The organism is Bacteroidales bacterium, from assembly GCA_031275285.1.
Classification (GTDB): Bacteria; Bacteroidota; Bacteroidia; order Bacteroidales; family UBA4181; genus JAIRLS01.
Window position 1 is genome coordinate 1 of record JAISOY010000137.1, and the last position, 17,789, is coordinate 17,789.

Consider the following 17,789-nt stretch of genomic DNA (forward strand, 5'->3'; position numbering starts at 1 on the left):
CCCGCCTCCACCGGTATGGTCCCCGATGATCTGTACCTGGGGGAGACATTTCATGATAGACACAAAGAGGTTGGCGGCGCTATACACCCTTCTGTTGGTGAGAACGGCCACTTTTCCGTGAAAATGAGCAGATCCTTCGGGCTCGATATAGCGTTCGTAATACTTGCTGAAATCATGATGTCCTGTTCCGTTTTTATACCGCATATATCCTACCAGTGTTTTATGTTGTACAAACCTGGAAGCCAGGGTGTAAGTTTCAGATACGATACCTCCGCCGTTGTTCCGTACATCGATGATGACTCCTTTACAGGATGAAAACTCGTTCAAAGCTTCATCAAAAAGAACCCTGTTGGTCTTGTCGGAAAATGAAGGGATCCGGATATAGCCAATAGATTCCGGAAGGTGAGTGAAACTGATGTCGTTTTCCAGAAAAACAGTACGCCTGTTCAGGTATCTCAAGATGATACCCTCGTCGCAATTGTCCGGATACGGGGTATACCATCCGTTAAAAGTGCGCGTTTCCGTTTTGTTAGAGATACTGACATGTCCGTCCTCCAGCTCCATTAACATTTGCGCCATGATATCAAACATTTGTTGCGATGACCGCCTGTTATTGGTAGATATGTTTTGGATCAGTCCGGAATATACCTGATAAATACTGTCCCAGTCGATATTTTTTTCTTCGAAGAAACAATAGCGTTCATCAAAAATCTGCCACAACAGGTCGAAATTATTCCTGGGTGTATTGTCTTTCTGTTCATCCATGAAAATACCTGTACATGAGGTGCACAGGATGAATAAACCATATAAGGCAATTTTTTTCATTTAAACCATTGTTATTTCCGGGATTTTTATAGTGCTTATTTCAGCCATTTGTCCAGCCAGCCGAAAAATTCCCGTTGCCATAAAATGGAGTTCTGGGGTTTGAGTATCCAATGGCCTTCTTCCGGAAAAACCAGTAAACGGCTGGGAACTCCCCTTAACTGGGCCGCATGGAAAGCCTGTAATCCTTCCGAATAAGGAACCCGGAAATCTTTGGCGCCGTGGATCACCAGGATCGGTGCATCCCATTTGTCGACGGACAGGTGGGGAGAGAAATCATAGCTTTTCGGACGGGGCTTTTGCCAATAGGGTCCTCCCAGGTCAAAATTGACGAACCAATATTCTTCCGTGGTTCCATACTGGCTTTCAAAGTTGAACATTCCACAATGGGCGATCAAAGCCTTGAACCGTTTTTCATGATGGCCGGCCAGCCAGAAAACGGAAAATCCGCCATAGCTTGCACCTACTGCACCTAACCGGTTTTCATCCACATATGGTTCTTTTTTTACATCATCAATGGCACTCAGGTAATCCCGCATATTTTGTCCGCCATAATCTCCCGATATCTGCCTGTTCCATTCTTGTCCGAACGTAGGAACGCCACGCCGGTTGGGTGCCACAATGATATAATCGTTGGCCGCCATTAAGGGCATGTTCCACCGGTAGGAAAAAGAATGGCTGACTGCATTCTGGGGACCGCCCTGACAATACAACAGGGTCGGGTATTTCTTTTTAGGATCGAAATCCGGTGGATAAACCACCCATACCAGCATATCCTTACCGTCGGATGTTTTGACGGTCCGTTCTTTTACTTCTCCCAGTCGTAAAGCATCATAGATGTTCTTATTGATGAAGGTCAGCTGGCGTTCGGCACCTGTCTGTGGATCGACACAGAATAATTCGGATGCCATGTTCATGGTAGTTTTACTTCCCACGATTTCCTCTCCGGCCAACGATATACTGTTGTAGTTGTGTTTACCTTTCGTGATCGGCTTGATGGCCTTTGATGCGATATCTACGGAATAGATCTGGTAAGTAGCCCTTACGCCGCTAATGAAACGCAGATGTTTGCTGTCCGGCGTCCATATGAAGTCGGAAGCATTATTACCATACCGTGCTGTCAGGTCTTCTGTTTTTCCCGATGATAAGTGGTAAATCATCAGCCGTTCTTTATCCGACTCATAACCCGGCGTAGCCATGCTCTGGAAGGCGATCATATTCCCGTCGGGAGAAAAAACAGGATATTTGTCGTATCCGGGCATGCCATCCGTGATATTTTTCGTGGTTCCGTCTTCGAGATCAAATAAGTAGATGTCGGAGTTGGTACTGAGGGCATATTCTTTTCCAGTCAGCTTTTTGCAAGTATAGGCAATATACCTTCCATCCGGGCTCCAGCATATTTCATTTTCATCGAAATACGGGGACATGGGAGCATCAAAAGGCTCTCCGTCCATGATATCATGTCCATTGCGTAATACGCCTTCTTCGATATGTCCTATCCAGATATGGCTGACGGTATAGTCCGTCCAACTGTCCCAATGCCGGTACATCAGGTCATCAGATATAATGGCATTGCTTTGGGGAAGATCGGGATACAGCTCTTTCGGACTCTTTCCCAGCGACACGTTTTTCAGGAACATCACGGCATCTCCCTTCGGACTGTATTCAAACCCGTTGATACCGCCTTCGATGTAGGATACCTGCCGCTTAAGCGTACCATTTGGGTTCATGTCCCATATCTGCGTACTACCAGAGACAGAAGTGAGGAACGTAACCCTTTCTCCGGAAGGATGCCAACGTGGATGAAAGCAGCTTTGGGGAACATCAGCTGTCAGGCACATCGGCTCGCCTCCGTTTGTATGGATCATCCAGATGGTGGTACGGCCTTTGTTTTCGGATAGTTGGTAACGGGTAACCGTATATACGATTTTCTTTCCGTCCGGAGATACACTGAATTCACCTAGTCTGCCGAATTTCCATAAAATTTCGGGTGTCAGCCGCTTATTGGCTATTTCTTTGTCCGTCAGTGGTTCGGGTTGTTCTGAAATAACTACGGGTTGTTTTTCCGCCGGTTTTTCAGGTTTTGGCTTACAGCCGGATACCAAAAGTAGTAAAAATGTAATAAAAAGGATGTGTCGGATAAGGAATTTCATGACGGTATATTTTAAAATCAGAAGACTTGGTTGATCATCTGCAAATATAACATTTCTTATTGATTCATATGCCCGGTAAGGGCTTTTTCATGTTTGCGGATTACATGGAAAAATAGTACATTCGCCCTATCAAATTGTTATTTGAACTTGCATATCCGAACCATAAACAATACCATTATGAAATAGCCATGTACAAATTTTATACACCCATCGAAAATGAACATGGCATATTCTATCTGACCTTTAAAATAATTTTGTACAGATGAAACTTTTGTTGATCAGCAATTCGACCAATCCCGGGGAACCTTACCTGGATTATCCCAAACAGCAAATAAAAAAATTCCTTGGGGATCAATCAGTCACTACTGTATTCATTCCATATGCTGCAGTCCGTTTTTCATATGATGAGTATGAAAGTAAGGTAGAAGCCCGTTTTTCCGAACTGGGCCATCATGTAAAGGGGATCCATCGCTTTGACGATCCGGTAAAAGCCATAGAAATGGCCGAAGCCATCGTCATCGGCGGGGGGAATACCTGGAAATTAGTACAGATGTTACATCATAACGGTTTGATGGATCCTATCCGGAAGAAAGCGTTGTCGGGAACCCCTTATATCGGGTGGAGTGCCGGAAGTAATGTGGCATGCCCGACCTTGCGTACTACCAATGATATGCCCATTATACACCCCATCAGCTTTGATACGCTCAATTTGCTTCCATTCCAGATCAATCCCCATTATACCGACTTCCATCCTGAAGGTCATGGCGGAGAAACCCGTGAGGACCGGATCATGGAGTTCATAGAAATCAATCCGGATATCTATGTGCTTGGTTTAAGGGAATCTACCATGCTTTGGTATGAAAACAGGAAGTTGAGCCTGATCGGAGACAGGACGGCAAGTGTCTTTAAAAAGGACAGGCAGCCGGAGGAGCTTGATGCTTCGGCCGATTTCTCATTTTTGCTGTAACGGATGATCATCACCCGGATTTTTTTATTCTTGTGAAAACATGAATATATATGTGACAGGCATCGGTATAGTCTCCGGTATCGGTATGAATACCGGAGAAACAATTGCATCCATCCGTGAAGGAAAGACCGGAATAGGGCGTTTGACCCTTTTCGATTCCGTTCATCAGGATACTGTGCCTGTTTCGGAAGTGAAACGGAGTAATATCGCATTACAGGAATTACTTGGCTTACCCGAGAAAAACGTGTTTTCGCGTACGGCTTTATTGGGGATGATGGCTACCGGAGAAGCGCTAAAAGATGCCGGTGTCACAGTTGAAGAAAAGAGAGATACGGTACTTGTATCTTCTACTTCTGTCGGTGGAATGGATTTAAGCGAAGGTTATTACCGGCAAATGAAAGAAAATGAGAGAAAAACGAGATTACGGAACATCATCTCACACGATGGTGGAGACAGTACCGGGAAAATAGCCGCTTATCATGGATTGAACCCTATGGCTACAACCATCAGTACGGCTTGTTCTTCAGCGGCCAATGCCATCATGTTTGGCGCCGGGCTGATCAGGCAGGGATACACAGAGAGAGTCATTGCAGGAGGAACAGATGCGCTGACCCTTTTTACCATCAATGGTTTCCGCTCCCTGATGATATTGGATCCCGATCCGTGCCGCCCTTTTGATGACACCCGGAGCGGGTTGAACCTTGGAGAAGGTGCCGGATACATTGTTATGGAAAGCGAACAGGCCCTGATGCGAAAAGGGAAACAGCCTTATTGCCGCTTGTCCGGGTATGGCAATGTCAATGATGCTTTTCATCAGACAGCCTCTTCACCGGAAGGGAACGGACCTTTCCTGGCTATGAAAAAGGCGTTGGAACAAAGTACCTTATCTCCGGAACAGATCGCTTATATCAATGTACACGGAACCGGAACTCCTAATAATGATCTTTCGGAAGGTCGTGCCATAGAACGTCTTTTTCAGGAGTCTGTTCCGCGGTTCAGTTCCACAAAAGCCTTTACCGGGCATACCTTGGGTGCTGCAGGTGGCATTGAAGCTGTTTTATCTGTATTATCACTCAAGCACGGACTTATTTATCCAAACCTGAATTTTGCCTATCCCATGCATGATCTCCGGATCGCACCGGAAAAAGCTTTATCGACATCATTTCCGGTCCATCATGTGTTGTCTAATTCGTTCGGATTCGGAGGCAATTGTTCTTCCCTGGTTTTTTCTGTCTGATCAGATCCAAAGACTTATAAAGAAGGGATGATGGATCTTTTAGGTGATTACTTTAAACCGGATGTGGTCACTTCGATTTTATTATTGTCTGGATCAGATGTCTCAAATTCATCATATCCGTCCCCCTTTGACCTTTCAGGATGGGTAATCCCGCATCCATGAATTCTTTTGCCCTGGCATCGACTCCGGTCCTGGAGCTTACTTCAAAAGCAATATGAATCAACCCCTTCCGTTGGTATCCCGAATGATCACGTCAGTCCGGGGATACTCATCAATTCTAATCTTGCTCCCGAATAAATGTAATGAAGTAACTTTCGAATTGCGTTACCGGATTGATGTATTTTTGATTGGATCGTCCGTTGAAAAATCTTACGTAGTAATCTTTCAACGATTCCAGCTGATGGGTCCAAATAGCGACGTGTTCTAATTTCATCTTCTATGGTTGATTAGTGATCCATTCTTTATTTTAATTTCAGTCATCCGGATAAATCCCATATAATCGGCAAGCATTATAGCACATCGGTTACGATACTGATGATGATGCCTAATCCCAGAAAAACAATCAATGTGCCTGATATCCAATTCAGGTACAACATATAACGTGGACGGAAATTTTTGCGGAAGATGGCTACACCAGAAGTAAGCAGAAACCACCAGAAGACAGCACCGATAGTCACGCCTCCCACTAACCAGGCCCCCTGGAAACTATTGATCCCTTCCTGGTCAACACCTAAGACGGCAAATAACGCAATGAAAATCAAAAATAAGACGGGGTTTGCCAATGTAACCAGGAACCCGGATAAATAATCGCTCCACAGGTTCTCTTTATTGGAACGGTTTTGTTTGATCTGAACAACCGGATTTTTCCGGAAAATGCTAATACCCAGGATCATGATGCCTATTCCGCAGACAATCTTGAGTATAGCGAGGTATTTATCCATGAACGGCAAGACAATTCCCAGGAAAAATGCCGCAATAACGGCATAAACAGTATCTGCGGTAGCGGCGCCTAATCCCGAAACAAATCCGGATCTACGGCTTTTACATAAAGTTCTTTGAATGCAAAGTACAGCAATTGCTCCCGGTGGAATGGATTCCACAAAACCGATGAGGATACCTTTACATAAAACCAGAAAGTTTTCTGTAAAAAAAAGAGATAATGTTATTTGGTCAATAAATACAAGAAATTTCACCGGATCAAAATTACCATTGTTAATTTCTTCATCAAAATTAAGCATTTTTATGAAGAAAGCCATTTCCTGACACAATAATTTTATATCACCGAAAGAAAAACAGGATATGTCTCCATAAAATGGATGTTTTTTTTGCTATTTATTCGTAAAAATACGAATGGGCGCCGGAATTTTTTCTCAGAGTTAAAATGAAATTCCTGATTTTTTTAGAAGTGTTCCTCAAAAAATAAACAGAAATCTTATAATTTTGTATTATTGTAGTTTGTTTAAGTATTGTCCAACATTTTGACGGCTATTTTCAGTGCTTGATTTGGCTATTTTGAGGTAATTTATGTTCGTTTTAAGCATTAAATCTTATTTGAATATGAAAAATATATTCTGTCTTGCTGCATTATTTCTGTCGGTTAGTTCTATTGTTAGAGCAGAGGATGATCCAAAAAGAAAAGCAATTGTTGAACTCAATTTACCTATTTTATATATCCTTCCTTCTCAGGAAGAAGCGATGTTTTTGATCGGCGGTTCGTTAAATGCCGGAGTCTATGTCTCGCCACGAAGTTTTCTGGCACTTGAAATTGGCGTTAGCGGTCATTCAGGTGATACGACGGCTTATTTTTCATATACCAAAACAGATCAGAATACAGGTAAAAGCGAAACGTTTAATGATGGAGTGGTTATTCGGAAGTATACAGCAGTTCCTCTTTTAGCTTCGTGGAATTATGTATTTGATTTTACAAAAAGATTTCATCTGCGTGTAGGTCCGGTGATCGGGGTTACCTGGCTGATAACACGTGATAGGTATAAACCTGTTGTGGATGATGCCCCGAAAGCATTTTCCGATACCCATGCATCTTTTAATTTTGGTGCAAACATCGGACTCATATGGGACATAGGAAAATTGTTCTCTGTGGGCGCAGGTTATAAATTAATGGGAAGTACAGTGAGTGAGTTAGATGAATATTACAAGTTGAAATCTTCAGCACATCAGGTGAATTTTACTTTTGAGATCCGTTTCTGAGAAAAAGAAAATTACGGTCAGATAAGACTATTAATACTTAATTAACCCGTAAAAAGACTGGTTATCACTCTTTTCGACCTGATCGGAAGGTTGTATTCGTTCAACAACAAATACCTGAATCCAAACATTTATTATGCAATCGGTTGCGTAGATTTTGTCGTGGCCGGATACCACGATATCTATTTTTTTTAATTTTCTTTGTTAGATGTGTTTCATTAAATATTTTCAACCATGAAAAATACCTACTGTACCATTCTGTTATTTTGTTCGTTTTGTTTGCTGACAGCCTGTTCCGAGGATGCGGATATTGATGTGGCCCGTCTTCGTTGCGAGTACCTGGTCAATCCCCGGGGGATCGATTATCTTTCACCACGTTTAAGTTGGGAAGTACAAAGTAATGAAAGAGCCGTCAGGCAAAAAGATTATCATATACTGGTCGCTTCCTCTATGGAGAAGCTGAATGCCGGCGAAGGGGACTTATGGGATTCCCGTAAGGTAAAATCCGGATCAACTTTGGGCATCACTTATGGCGGGAAAGAGTTGGAAAGCGGAATGACCTGCTATTGGAAAGTAAAAGTAAGCACTAATAAAGGTATGTCAGAATGGAGTGAACCGGCATCGTGGACCATGGGGTTATTACATCAGACGGATTGGAAAGCGCAATGGATCGGATTGGATAAGGCTTTTCCGGGAGACAGGACAGAGGGTAATACCCGTCTTTCTGCCCGTTATTTTCGTAAGGAGTTTCCCGTTAATAAAAAGATACGGGAAGCAACATTATATATCTCCGGTCTGGGACTTTATGAGGCTTATATGAATGGTCACAGGATCGGTGACCAGGTATTATCCCCTACACCTACGGATTACACAAAGTCGGTAAAATATAACGTATTTGATGTGACCCAATTATTGAACAATGGGGAAAATGCCGTTGGGGTTATCCTGGGTAACGGACGCTATTTCGCTATGCGTCAGCATGGGATGCGTCATTTCGGATTTCCGAAAATGCTTTTCCAGCTGGAAATCACGTATGAAGACGGTGATAAGCAAATGATTGTGAGTAATGATAATTGGAAGGTGACGGTCAATGGGCCGATTCGTAGCAACAATGAATTCGACGGCGAAGAATACGATGCCCGGATGGAAATGTCCGGATGGAATACACCCGGATTCGATGACGGCCAATGGCTGAAACCCGAATTGGTGGTTGCGCCCGGAGGAAAAATAGAAGCACAATTGAATAAAAACATCAGGGTCATGGAGACCATTCGTCCGGTGGGTATTACGGAAGTAAAACCGGGCCTGTTCATTATGGATATGGGACAGAATATGGTAGGATGGCTCCGGATGAAAGTAAAAGGAAAGAAAGGAGATCAGGTGCAGCTGCGTTTTGCCGAGTTGGTAAAAGAAGATGGAACACTTTATATGGCAAATCTTCGCGGTGCTTTAGTAACGGATAAATATATTTTGAAGGGAGATGGAACAGAGGTCTGGGAACCTTCTTTCACATACCATGGATTCAGATTCGTGGAAATAACCGGATTTCCGGGAAAACCTACAATCAACGATTTTGAAGGACAGGTGGTGTATGATGAAATGGAGCTGGCCGGACATTTCGAAACTTCCGATCCTACCCTTAATCAGATTTATAAAAATGCCTATTGGGGGATAAGGGGAAACTACCGCGGTATGCCTACAGACTGTCCGCAACGGGACGAACGCATGGGATGGCTGGGTGACCGGGCGGTAGGGTCGCACGGTGAAAGCTTTATCTTTGACAACAACATGTTATATGCGAAATGGTTAAAGGATATTGAAGAATGCCAGAAGGAAGAAGGAAGTATTTCAGATGTGGCACCTAATTTCTGGAGTATTTATTCGGATAATATGACCTGGCCGGGTGCTTACCTGATCATTGCCAATATGTTGTATGAACAGTATGGTAATATGGAACCCATTATCAAACACTATGCATCCATGAAAAAATGGTTGGATTACATGCGGGATAAATATATGGTGGACCATATTATGACGAAAGATAGGTACGGCGATTGGTGTATGCCGCCGGAATTGCCCGAACTGATCCATTCTAAGGATCCTGCGAGGAAGACGGATGCTGCTGTTTTGGGAACTACTTTCTATTTTCGTATGTTGTATCTATTGGAACGTTTCGCCACTTTACAGGGTAAAACGGAAGACGCCAGATCATTTGCCGAACAGGCAGTTGTCGTGAAAAATGCCTATAATGAGAAATTTTTCAATAATGAAAAGGCACAATACAGCAACAATACCGTTACCGCTAATCTGTTATCGTTATGTTACGGAATGGTTCCCGAAGGATACGAGGATGCCGTTTTCAAAAACATTGTGGATAAGACGATGGGTGATTTTAACGGGCATGTCAGTACCGGTTTGGTAGGTATCCAATGGCTGATGCGCGGGTTATCCGATTACGGGCGTCCGGATATTGCTTTAAAAATAGCGACCAACCGGGATTATCCAAGTTGGGGATATATGATTGAGAAAGGAGCAACCACTATCTGGGAGTTGTGGAACGGAGATACCGCAGATCCGGCGATGAATTCAGCCAATCATGTGATGTTGTTGGGTGATGTAATCGTTTGGTTTTATGAATACCTGGCAGGAATACAGAATGCGCCCTCTGGTGTCGGATTTGAGAAGATCAGGATGAAGCCCTACCCAATTGCCGGGTTGAACCATGTTTCGGCTTCTTACCATTCGGTAAGGGGACCTATCAAGAGCGCATGGCGAAAGAATAATGATCATTTCGAATGGGAAATTACCATTCCGGGGAATACTTCAGCCGTGGTGTACATTCCGGCATCCGATAAGGGGAAAGTGACGGAAAGCGGGCAGAAGGCATCATCCGCTAAAGGTGTAAAATATCTGAAGATGGATGGTGATTATGCCGTATTTGAAGTTGGTTCGGGGGATTATAATTTTAAAGTAATACAATAAAATTAAGCTTTATGAATTGTTTTTTTCAAAAATTGATCGTTCTAACCTTACTCATTTCGAATTTAAATACATTATCCTACGCGCAGATACAGGAAGAGAGCTTTTTGAAAGCTGTTCCGGTATGGGCTGGCGGCCGGCAGGTGGAGAAAAATCTGACAGTCAGCTTTCGGGCGGTAATACCGGGGAATAATGCTTCGGATGTACTGCTTCGTCTCACGGCATCGTCTGACTACCGGGCTTTCGTTAATGGCCAGTTCCTGGGACATGGGCCTTGTGTTGCCGGATTCGGTTATTATCGTGTAGATGAGCATAATATCAGCAAATTACTGCAGCCGGGTGATAACATTATTGCTATTGAGGTAGCCGGATATAATATTGATAACTATTACCTGTTGAATCAGCCATCTTTCTTACAGGCAGAGATCACATCAGGTAGCAAGGTGTTGGCAGCAACCGATTCCCGGTATCCTGTTACCGGCGAATCGATACCTCTTTTTGAAGCTGCTGTAATGAATCAACGGGTGCAAGATGTCCCGAAATACAGCTTTCAACGTCCACATATGGAAGCATATAAATTCTCGGCAGGTTACAATGCATGGACCACCGATTTGAAAGCTGAATTTAACAGGACTCACCTGGAACGTACAGAAACCAAAAACCTGATTGGCCGCAGGGTAAAATATCCGGATTATACCGTCCGTCGTTATACGGAAGCTGTATCTGATGGTATTTATAAATTTGAATGTAATACCACCGGGTTTATCGGTGCCAGCGTTCAGGTGAATAAACCTTCGAGAGTAACTTTTACCTGGGATGAGATATTGATGGAAGGCGATGTAAATATTCGCAGGCTGGGGTGTAACAGTGTTATTACCTATGAACTGCAACCTGGAAAGTATGTTTTGGAATCGTTTGAACCTTATACATTGCAATATTTGAAAGTACAAACCGAAGGAGATTGTGCGGTAAGTGATTTCTTTATTCGCCAGTATGTGAATTCGGATGTTTCACGGGCATCTTTTTCCTGTAACGATGAAAAGCTGAATAAAATATATGAAGCGGCTGTGGAAACGTTCAAGCAGAATGCATTGGATATTTTTATGGATTGTCCGCAACGGGAACGCGCCGGGTGGTTGTGTGACAGCTATTTTACTGCACGGGTTGCCTTTAATTTATCCGGGAACACACTGATCGAAACCAATTTTCTGGAAAATTACCTGTTGCCCGATAAAATGAGGTATATTCCTGATGGTATGTTACAAATGTGTTATCCTTCGGACCATTCGAACGGAAATTTTATTCCGAACTGGGCCATGTGGTTTGTACTTGAACTGGAAGAATACCGGCAACGTAGCGGAAACCAGCAGATGATCAGGGATCTGCAGCCGAAAGTGATGGCCCTGCTGGATTATTTCAAACGGTATGAAAATGAAGACGGGTTATTGGAAAAACTTGAAAAATGGATATTCGTAGAATGGTCGAAAGCCAATGAGTTTGTACAGGATGTGAATTATCCTACCAATATGTTGTATGCCAAAACACTTGAGGTAGCCGGAAAATTATACCAGCAGCCGGCATTGGTCAGTAAAGCGGAAAAGATCCGGGAGGTAATCCGTAAACAATCATTTGACGGGACCTTTTTCATCGATCATGCTGTCCGTGAAATCGGAAAACTGGTACTACGGAAGAATGACCGCACTGAGACCTGCCAGTATTATGCATTCTTTTTAGGAATAGCCACTCCTGAGTCACATCCCGGATTATGGAAAATATTGCTGAATGATTTCGGGCCAAAACGTAAAACAACCAAAGCCTATGAAGAAATATATCCATCCAATGCATTTATCGGTAACTACCTTCGCCTGGAAATGTTATCCCGTTACGGGCAGGTAAGGCAATTATTGAATGAATCTATTGATGAATATCTGTACATGGCCAATATTACCGGGACTTTATGGGAAAATACCACAACGGTAGCCAGTTGTAATCATGGGTTTGCATCACATGTAGCTCATGTATTCTACCGGGATATGTTGGGTCTTAATTATATTGATTCTCAAAAGAAACAATTAAACGTTGTTTTTAATGATACGGATGTGAAGACCTGTAAAGGAACCGTTCCTGTCGGAGACCAGCAGATCTCTATGCAATGGGAAAAGAAAGGGAAAAGATTGAACTATCAACTTTCCGTTCCTGACGGATATACCGTAGATATCAAAAACAATACCGGATTGAAGCTGGTCGCATTATGATGCCTGATGCGACTTGACGTCAAATTTTCCGTAGATCCATCTGACCATGGGGTAGAATAAAGCAGCCGAAATAAAGCCTCCGATCACGTCGATCACATAATGGGCTTTGATGTACACGGTAGAGAGAACCAAAATAAAAAATAAGGGTAAGGCGTATTTTAACAGATGCCTGCAATACCGGTACATGAAAATAATCACGGTAAAAGTGATACCAACATGTGAACTCGGGAATGCTCCTGTAGGTTTTTCTCCCGTAGCCTGAAGGAAACGCATGATCCTGGAAAACAGATAGCCGTCCGGAACTTCACTGACAGGGGGAGAATAGTAAAATTGCGGTCCCACAACAGGAAGGATGATAAATACGACATAATAGAAGTAGAAAGAACAGACAAACATGAAAACAGCTTTATTGGCAATTTCCTTTTTGTATATGTAACACCAGAGTGCCGTCCCGAAAAAGATAAAGTAATATGAGAAATATCCGAAATACATCAGTTCGCTGAACCAGGCCTGTGGTAACCATTTACTGAATTCCAGGCTTGGCTGGCAGCCGAATAATGCCTGATCGGCAGCAATGAAGTAACTATCCAGATTAGGGAATATAAATTCGTTATAGTAATATGTCTCCGGATACCAGTAACTTAATAAGGCGAAAGGGAAAACATAGCGGATGAAGGAAACCACCGGATTAAATTTATCCTTTTCCAGCCATGCCAACAGGAGGATAGCTAAAGTTACTCCTACCCGGATTCCGAAATAGATCCATGGGCTATCTAATTTTCCGATAAATAAGAGTAAATATATAGTGGTGATAATGATGTAGGCAATAGTGGCTTTTTCAACAGGTAATAATTTTATATTTCTCATGAATATGTTATACTATTTTACATTGAGTAATTCTATGTCATAGACGATAGTCGCCCTGCGCGGGATACAGTTTTCATCTCCGGTAAGTCCGTGAGCCAGATGGGGAGGCATGATCAATCTGGCCTTATCACCTGTACGCATTAAAAGCACCCCTTCTTCCAAACCGGCTTCCACCGGACCCTCCGGGCCACCCTGGCCTATTTTAAATTTTTTCGGGCCGGATTTTTCCGAAGTGTAGCAAACCACACTGTCCAACAGTGATAAGGTATAGTTTAATTCTACGTCCTTACCTTTGGCTGCCTTTTCTCCGGAGCCATGTTGATAGATCATATACCACAGGCCGGATTGGGTTGTTCTCATCTTCCATCCCTTTTTTTCAGCATATGCCCTTATTTCTTCCGCATCTTTTTCTACCAGTTTTTCGTTGATCTGTAATAGAACCTCTTTTTCTTTATGTCCGGACGTAATATCATTCTGGGCCTGTTGCTGCGTATGATAGCGCCGGCAGGAACAAGTAAAGAGCAATATCAGTACATATAATATCAGATATCTATTCTTCATCTAATTGTTTTTTATACAATGGTAATAGATCCCGGAATTTTCGGATGGTTTCTTCTAAAGACATTTTTATTTCTCCACCGGCAGCATTGATATGTCCTCCACCATTAAAATGGGCCCTGGAAAAATCATTGGTGGAAAAATTTCCTTTAGACCGGAACGATATTTTTATTTTGTCTTCTTTTTCAAGAAAAAAAGCAGTGAAGCGGACCCCTTCAACGGATAACGGGAGATTGACAAACCCTTCCGAATCCCCTACCTGAAAATTATAATCTAGCTGTTCCTGCATATTTAAACTTATCAATGCGGTATGGTATTCGGGAAATACTTCCATCTTGTTGTTCAGGCAATATCCCATCAGGCGCATACGGCTTTCCGAATAATTATCATATACATTTTCATAAATTTTGGACCTGTTGATTTCCTTATTCATTAGTTCGGACGCAACGATGAATGTTTGTGCACTGGCGCTCCGGAAGCAAAAGCTACCGGTATCAGTCATTATCCCGGTATAAATGCATGTTGCAATATCCTTGTCAATAGCTTCGGGATCCCATTGCATCATGATGAAATAGAGTAATTCGCAGGTAGAACTTACATCAATTTCCGAGAATATATACTTGGCCGGTAATCCGGGAGCCAGATGGTGGTCGATCAATATTCTGGTAGCCTTTGATTTTGTCAATGAGCGTACCATATCAGCACTGCGTTGGATATGATTATAATCCAGATGGAAAATATGGGTCGCATTTTTAATCAGGGTTTCAGCTGTTTTTTTTTGGCGCATGTAATTGATCACCTCATTATTTGCTGGTAACCAATGCAGGAAATCAGGGTAATCATTAGGCGTAATTACAGAGACATCATGTGATTGTTTTTTCAGGAAATGGAACAATGCCAGGGATGAACCCATCGCATCTCCATCCGGTCCCTGATGAGTAGTAATGACTATTTTTCTGGGAATAGATAATTCTTCTTTTAACTGAAGGATAGAAGAATGATATTTTTGTTTCAATGTAATGATTTTTGTAATCAGGTGTTTATGAATAATTCACGTTAAAACATTTGTTGCGAAAGTAGCCATATTATCCGATTGAACAAAGTCAAGTTTTTAAAAAAACAGTACTTTTGTTCATAATTTTATCAATCAAATTTACTTATCATGCATCAGGACATAAAGGAACAAATATCTTCCCATCGTTCCATACGTAAATATTCATCGAAATCGATACCCGAGGATGTACTTAACCGGATACTGGAAGCAGGTATTTGTGCTTCGAATACCGGAAATATGCAGGTATACAGTATGATCGTTACCCAGGACGAAGCGTTGAAGAAAAAACTTTGGGAGGTTCATTTCAAGCAGAATATGGTGTTGCAGGCACCGGTATTGATCACTTTCTGCGCGGATATTAACCGTTTCAGTAAATGGTGCCGCGCCCGTAAGGCGGATCCGGGATATGATAATCTCCTTTGGTTCTGTAATGCAACGATTGATGTGGTCCTTGCCTCACAGAATGTAGCTTTGGCTGCTGAATCATTTGGGCTGGGAATTTGTTACCTGGGTACTACTACTTATAATGCGGATAAAATCGTCGATTTATTACATCTTCCGGAAGGAGTGATCCCTGTTACCACATTGGTGGTGGGTTATCCGGATGAAACACCTCCATTAACCGGTCGTCTTTCCCTGGAAGCTGTGGTACATAAAGAGACCTACCATGATTATAACAATGAAGATATAGACCGGCTTTATTCGGATCTGGAGGGTGCCGAACAAACCGGGAAACTATTGGAAATAAATGGAAAAGAAACTTTGGCGCAGGTATTTACAGAAAATCGTTATACCAGAAAGGATAATGAAGGAGCCTCGGCAGCCTATCTAAATGTAATGAAACAACAGGGTTTTCTTTAATGAAATATTAGTATCTCCTAAAATCGATCTGTTTTAGTGAAAAATAATTGTTTTTTTGTCATCGCATGGGCGAATTTCTGTATTTTTACGCCCAAAATTTACTCGCATGGCTGAATCCTCAAGTCCGTTTAACAGTATTAAGGCTTCAAGAATCGTTCTTCCGATCTTAATCGGGTTAGGGGTGGTTGCATTTATGTTTTACCGTGAATTTGACCCCAAGGCATTTGATAGCATGTCCTTTACCTGGCGGATAGTGGTATTTTTATTTTTAGCAGCTATCCTGATGCTTTGTCGTGATTTCGGGTATATGATACGTATCAGGGTATTGACCAATAATCAATTAACCTGGAGACAGGCATTCCGGGTGATCATGTTATGGGAGTTTACTTCTGCAGTAACACCTTCGGCCATCGGCGGAACCAGTGTTGCTATTCTTTTTGTAAACAAGGAAGGTATAAGTTTGGGACGTAGTTCTGCAGTGGTACTTGCCACTTCATTTTTGGATGAACTGTATTTCATTATTATGTTCCCCTTATTATTGTTGATCGTGAATGTAGAGACATTGTTTTCTATCGGCGATCACAGTGGTTCATTTTTGAATGAGTTTTTTTGGTTTGCTTTAATCGGTTATTCTGCAAAATTTATTTATACCCTGATTGTCAGTTATGGTCTGTTCGTTAATCCGCGAGGCTTAAAATGGCTCCTATTACAGATATTCCGGTTACCCTTTTTAAAGCGCTGGAAACACAACATCAATGAAGCAGGATATGAAATAATAGAGAGCTCAAAAGAATTAAGACGTAAGCCGTTTTCATTCTGGCTGAAAGCATTCGGTGCTACTTTTTTTTCATGGACATCCCGTTATTGGGTCGTAAATATGATCCTTCTGGCATTTTTTGTATTGCCTCAGTTCGGACAACATTTTCTTATTTTTGCACGACAACTGGTGATGTGGATCATGCAGTTGATCGCGCCAACGCCCGGAGGCAGTGGATTTGCCGAATATATTTTCACCCGGTACCTGGGTGATCTTATTCCGGTAAGTGATGCGGCCATAGCTGGTTCGGTGGCTATTGCCCTGGCTCTGATATGGCGTTTGATCAGTTATTATCCTTATTTGGTGTTAGGAGCATTGATTGTTCCCAAATGGATCAATGATAAATTCACAAAAAAAGCAAAGTCCAAATAATGAATATTGGTTTGTTTTTCGGTTCGTTCAACCCCATACATATCGGACATTTGGTGATTGCGAATTATATGTTGGCTTACACGGAAATGGATCAGTTATGGTTTGTGATCACTCCACATAACCCCTTTAAAAAGAGACAGGCTCTTTTGTCGGAATCAGACCGGTTATATCTGGTGAACTTGTCGATTGAAGGCCATCCTGAATATAAAGCGAGTAATATTGAGTTCAAGATGCCCAAACCCTCATATACGATTGATACGCTTGTTCGATTATCAGAAAAATATCCCGGTAACCGGTTTTCTATCATTATGGGATCCGATAATCTGGAATCTTTTCATAAATGGAAAAACAGCGAGCTCATCATTGAAAATTATCATCGGTACATTTATCCCCGGACAGGAACCGCACATTTGATAGAGCGCGCTAAAAATGTTACAATGGTAGATGCTCCGTTGATGGATATCTCATCAACACTCATTCGCCGGGCGATTGCTGATGGAAAAGATATCCCGTTTCTTCTTCCGGGGAAAGTGTATCAATACATAAAGGAGATGCATTTTTATGAAAAATGCCTACCTTCGCCGACTGATGAAGGTCAAAAATAGAATCTTATGTTATTTATGTTATATATTAAAATAAAGG

At 42.3% G+C, this 17,789-nt stretch carries 16 protein-coding genes; 8 read left to right on the forward strand and 8 right to left on the reverse strand.

Translation table 11 applies throughout. From position 1 onward, the window contains the following. Together LBQ60_13920 and LBQ60_13925 are read right to left on the reverse strand one after the other, a co-directional pair. On the reverse strand, nt 1–825 hold an 825-nt coding region (locus LBQ60_13920; protein ID MDR2039016.1), incomplete at its 3' end, for a S41 family peptidase. A 35-nt stretch (nt 826–860) separates the two neighbouring features. Beyond that, nucleotides 861–2,975 carry a S9 family peptidase gene (locus LBQ60_13925; GenBank protein MDR2039017.1) on the reverse strand — a complete coding sequence of 705 codons (2,115 nt, stop codon included), beginning with the start codon at nt 2,973–2,975 and terminating at the stop codon, nt 861–863. 262 nt (nt 2,976–3,237) lie between these two features. Between LBQ60_13925 and pepE the strand changes: the two genes are divergently transcribed. Next, nucleotides 3,238–3,942 carry a dipeptidase PepE gene (pepE, locus tag LBQ60_13930; protein ID MDR2039018.1) on the forward strand — a complete coding sequence of 235 codons (705 nt, stop codon included), beginning with the start codon at nt 3,238–3,240 and terminating at the stop codon, nt 3,940–3,942. Nucleotides 3,943–3,982: 40 nt separating this feature from the next. Continuing rightward, nucleotides 3,983–5,179 carry a beta-ketoacyl-[acyl-carrier-protein] synthase family protein gene (locus LBQ60_13935; GenBank protein MDR2039019.1) on the forward strand — a complete coding sequence of 399 codons (1,197 nt, stop codon included), beginning with the start codon at nt 3,983–3,985 and terminating at the stop codon, nt 5,177–5,179. Between the two features lie 67 nt (nt 5,180–5,246). Here LBQ60_13935 and LBQ60_13940 read toward each other — a convergent pair whose 3' ends face one another. The 3 genes from LBQ60_13940 to LBQ60_13950 form a co-directional block, all read right to left on the reverse strand. Next, nucleotides 5,247–5,402: a hypothetical protein gene (locus LBQ60_13940; protein ID MDR2039020.1), complete on the reverse strand. Its 156-nt coding sequence runs from the start codon at nt 5,400–5,402 to the stop codon at nt 5,247–5,249. A 54-nt stretch (nt 5,403–5,456) separates the two neighbouring features. Further along, the gene (locus LBQ60_13945; protein ID MDR2039021.1) at nt 5,457–5,612 is read right to left on the reverse strand and encodes a hypothetical protein; all 156 of its coding nucleotides are present in this window, start codon (nt 5,610–5,612) and stop codon (nt 5,457–5,459) included. 76 nt (nt 5,613–5,688) lie between these two features. Continuing rightward, nucleotides 5,689–6,417 carry a LysE family translocator gene (locus tag LBQ60_13950; protein ID MDR2039022.1) on the reverse strand — a complete coding sequence of 243 codons (729 nt, stop codon included), beginning with the start codon at nt 6,415–6,417 and terminating at the stop codon, nt 5,689–5,691. A 319-nt stretch (nt 6,418–6,736) separates the two neighbouring features. Between LBQ60_13950 and LBQ60_13955 the strand changes: the two genes are divergently transcribed. The 3 genes from LBQ60_13955 to LBQ60_13965 all read left to right on the forward strand — a co-directional run bounded on the left by LBQ60_13955 (nt 6,737) and on the right by LBQ60_13965 (nt 12,618). Next, nucleotides 6,737–7,387 carry a PorT family protein gene (locus LBQ60_13955; GenBank protein ID MDR2039023.1) on the forward strand — a complete coding sequence of 217 codons (651 nt, stop codon included), beginning with the start codon at nt 6,737–6,739 and terminating at the stop codon, nt 7,385–7,387. Between the two features lie 231 nt (nt 7,388–7,618). Then, complete coding sequence (locus LBQ60_13960) at nt 7,619–10,366, forward strand: glycoside hydrolase family 78 protein (GenBank protein MDR2039024.1); 2,748 nt, start codon at nt 7,619–7,621, stop codon at nt 10,364–10,366. Nucleotides 10,367–10,377: 11 nt separating this feature from the next. Next, complete coding sequence (locus LBQ60_13965; GenBank protein ID MDR2039025.1) at nt 10,378–12,618, forward strand: hypothetical protein; 2,241 nt, start codon at nt 10,378–10,380, stop codon at nt 12,616–12,618. On the opposite strand, the gene LBQ60_13970 is transcribed toward LBQ60_13965, so the two are convergent. Genes LBQ60_13970 through LBQ60_13980 form a run of 3 tightly spaced genes read right to left on the reverse strand, consistent with a single transcriptional unit; the run spans nt 12,613 to nt 15,058 of the window. Further along, nucleotides 12,613–13,485, reverse strand: a complete 873-nt coding sequence (locus tag LBQ60_13970; protein ID MDR2039026.1) for a phosphatase PAP2 family protein — start codon at nt 13,483–13,485, stop codon at nt 12,613–12,615. The genes LBQ60_13965 and LBQ60_13970 overlap by 6 nt on opposite strands. Before the next feature lie 12 nt (nt 13,486–13,497). Continuing rightward, complete coding sequence (locus LBQ60_13975; protein MDR2039027.1) at nt 13,498–14,046, reverse strand: FKBP-type peptidyl-prolyl cis-trans isomerase; 549 nt, start codon at nt 14,044–14,046, stop codon at nt 13,498–13,500. After that, entirely contained in the window at nt 14,036–15,058 is a 1,023-nt protein-coding gene (locus tag LBQ60_13980) for a bifunctional oligoribonuclease/PAP phosphatase NrnA (GenBank protein ID MDR2039028.1), read from the reverse strand. The genes LBQ60_13975 and LBQ60_13980 overlap by 11 nt, the downstream gene beginning before the upstream one ends. Before the next feature lie 147 nt (nt 15,059–15,205). On the opposite strand from LBQ60_13980, the gene LBQ60_13985 reads away from it, so the two are divergent. The 3 genes from LBQ60_13985 (at nt 15,206) to LBQ60_13995 (ending at nt 17,752) form a co-directional block, all read left to right on the forward strand. Next, nucleotides 15,206–15,958 carry a nitroreductase family protein gene (locus LBQ60_13985; protein ID MDR2039029.1) on the forward strand — a complete coding sequence of 251 codons (753 nt, stop codon included), beginning with the start codon at nt 15,206–15,208 and terminating at the stop codon, nt 15,956–15,958. Nucleotides 15,959–16,064: 106 nt separating this feature from the next. After that, complete coding sequence (locus LBQ60_13990) at nt 16,065–17,147, forward strand: flippase-like domain-containing protein (protein MDR2039030.1); 1,083 nt, start codon at nt 16,065–16,067, stop codon at nt 17,145–17,147. Then, the gene (locus LBQ60_13995) at nt 17,147–17,752 is read left to right on the forward strand and encodes a nicotinate-nucleotide adenylyltransferase (protein ID MDR2039031.1); all 606 of its coding nucleotides are present in this window, start codon (nt 17,147–17,149) and stop codon (nt 17,750–17,752) included. Before LBQ60_13990 ends, LBQ60_13995 begins: the two co-directional genes overlap by 1 nt. Nucleotides 17,753–17,789 lie beyond the last annotated feature (37 nt).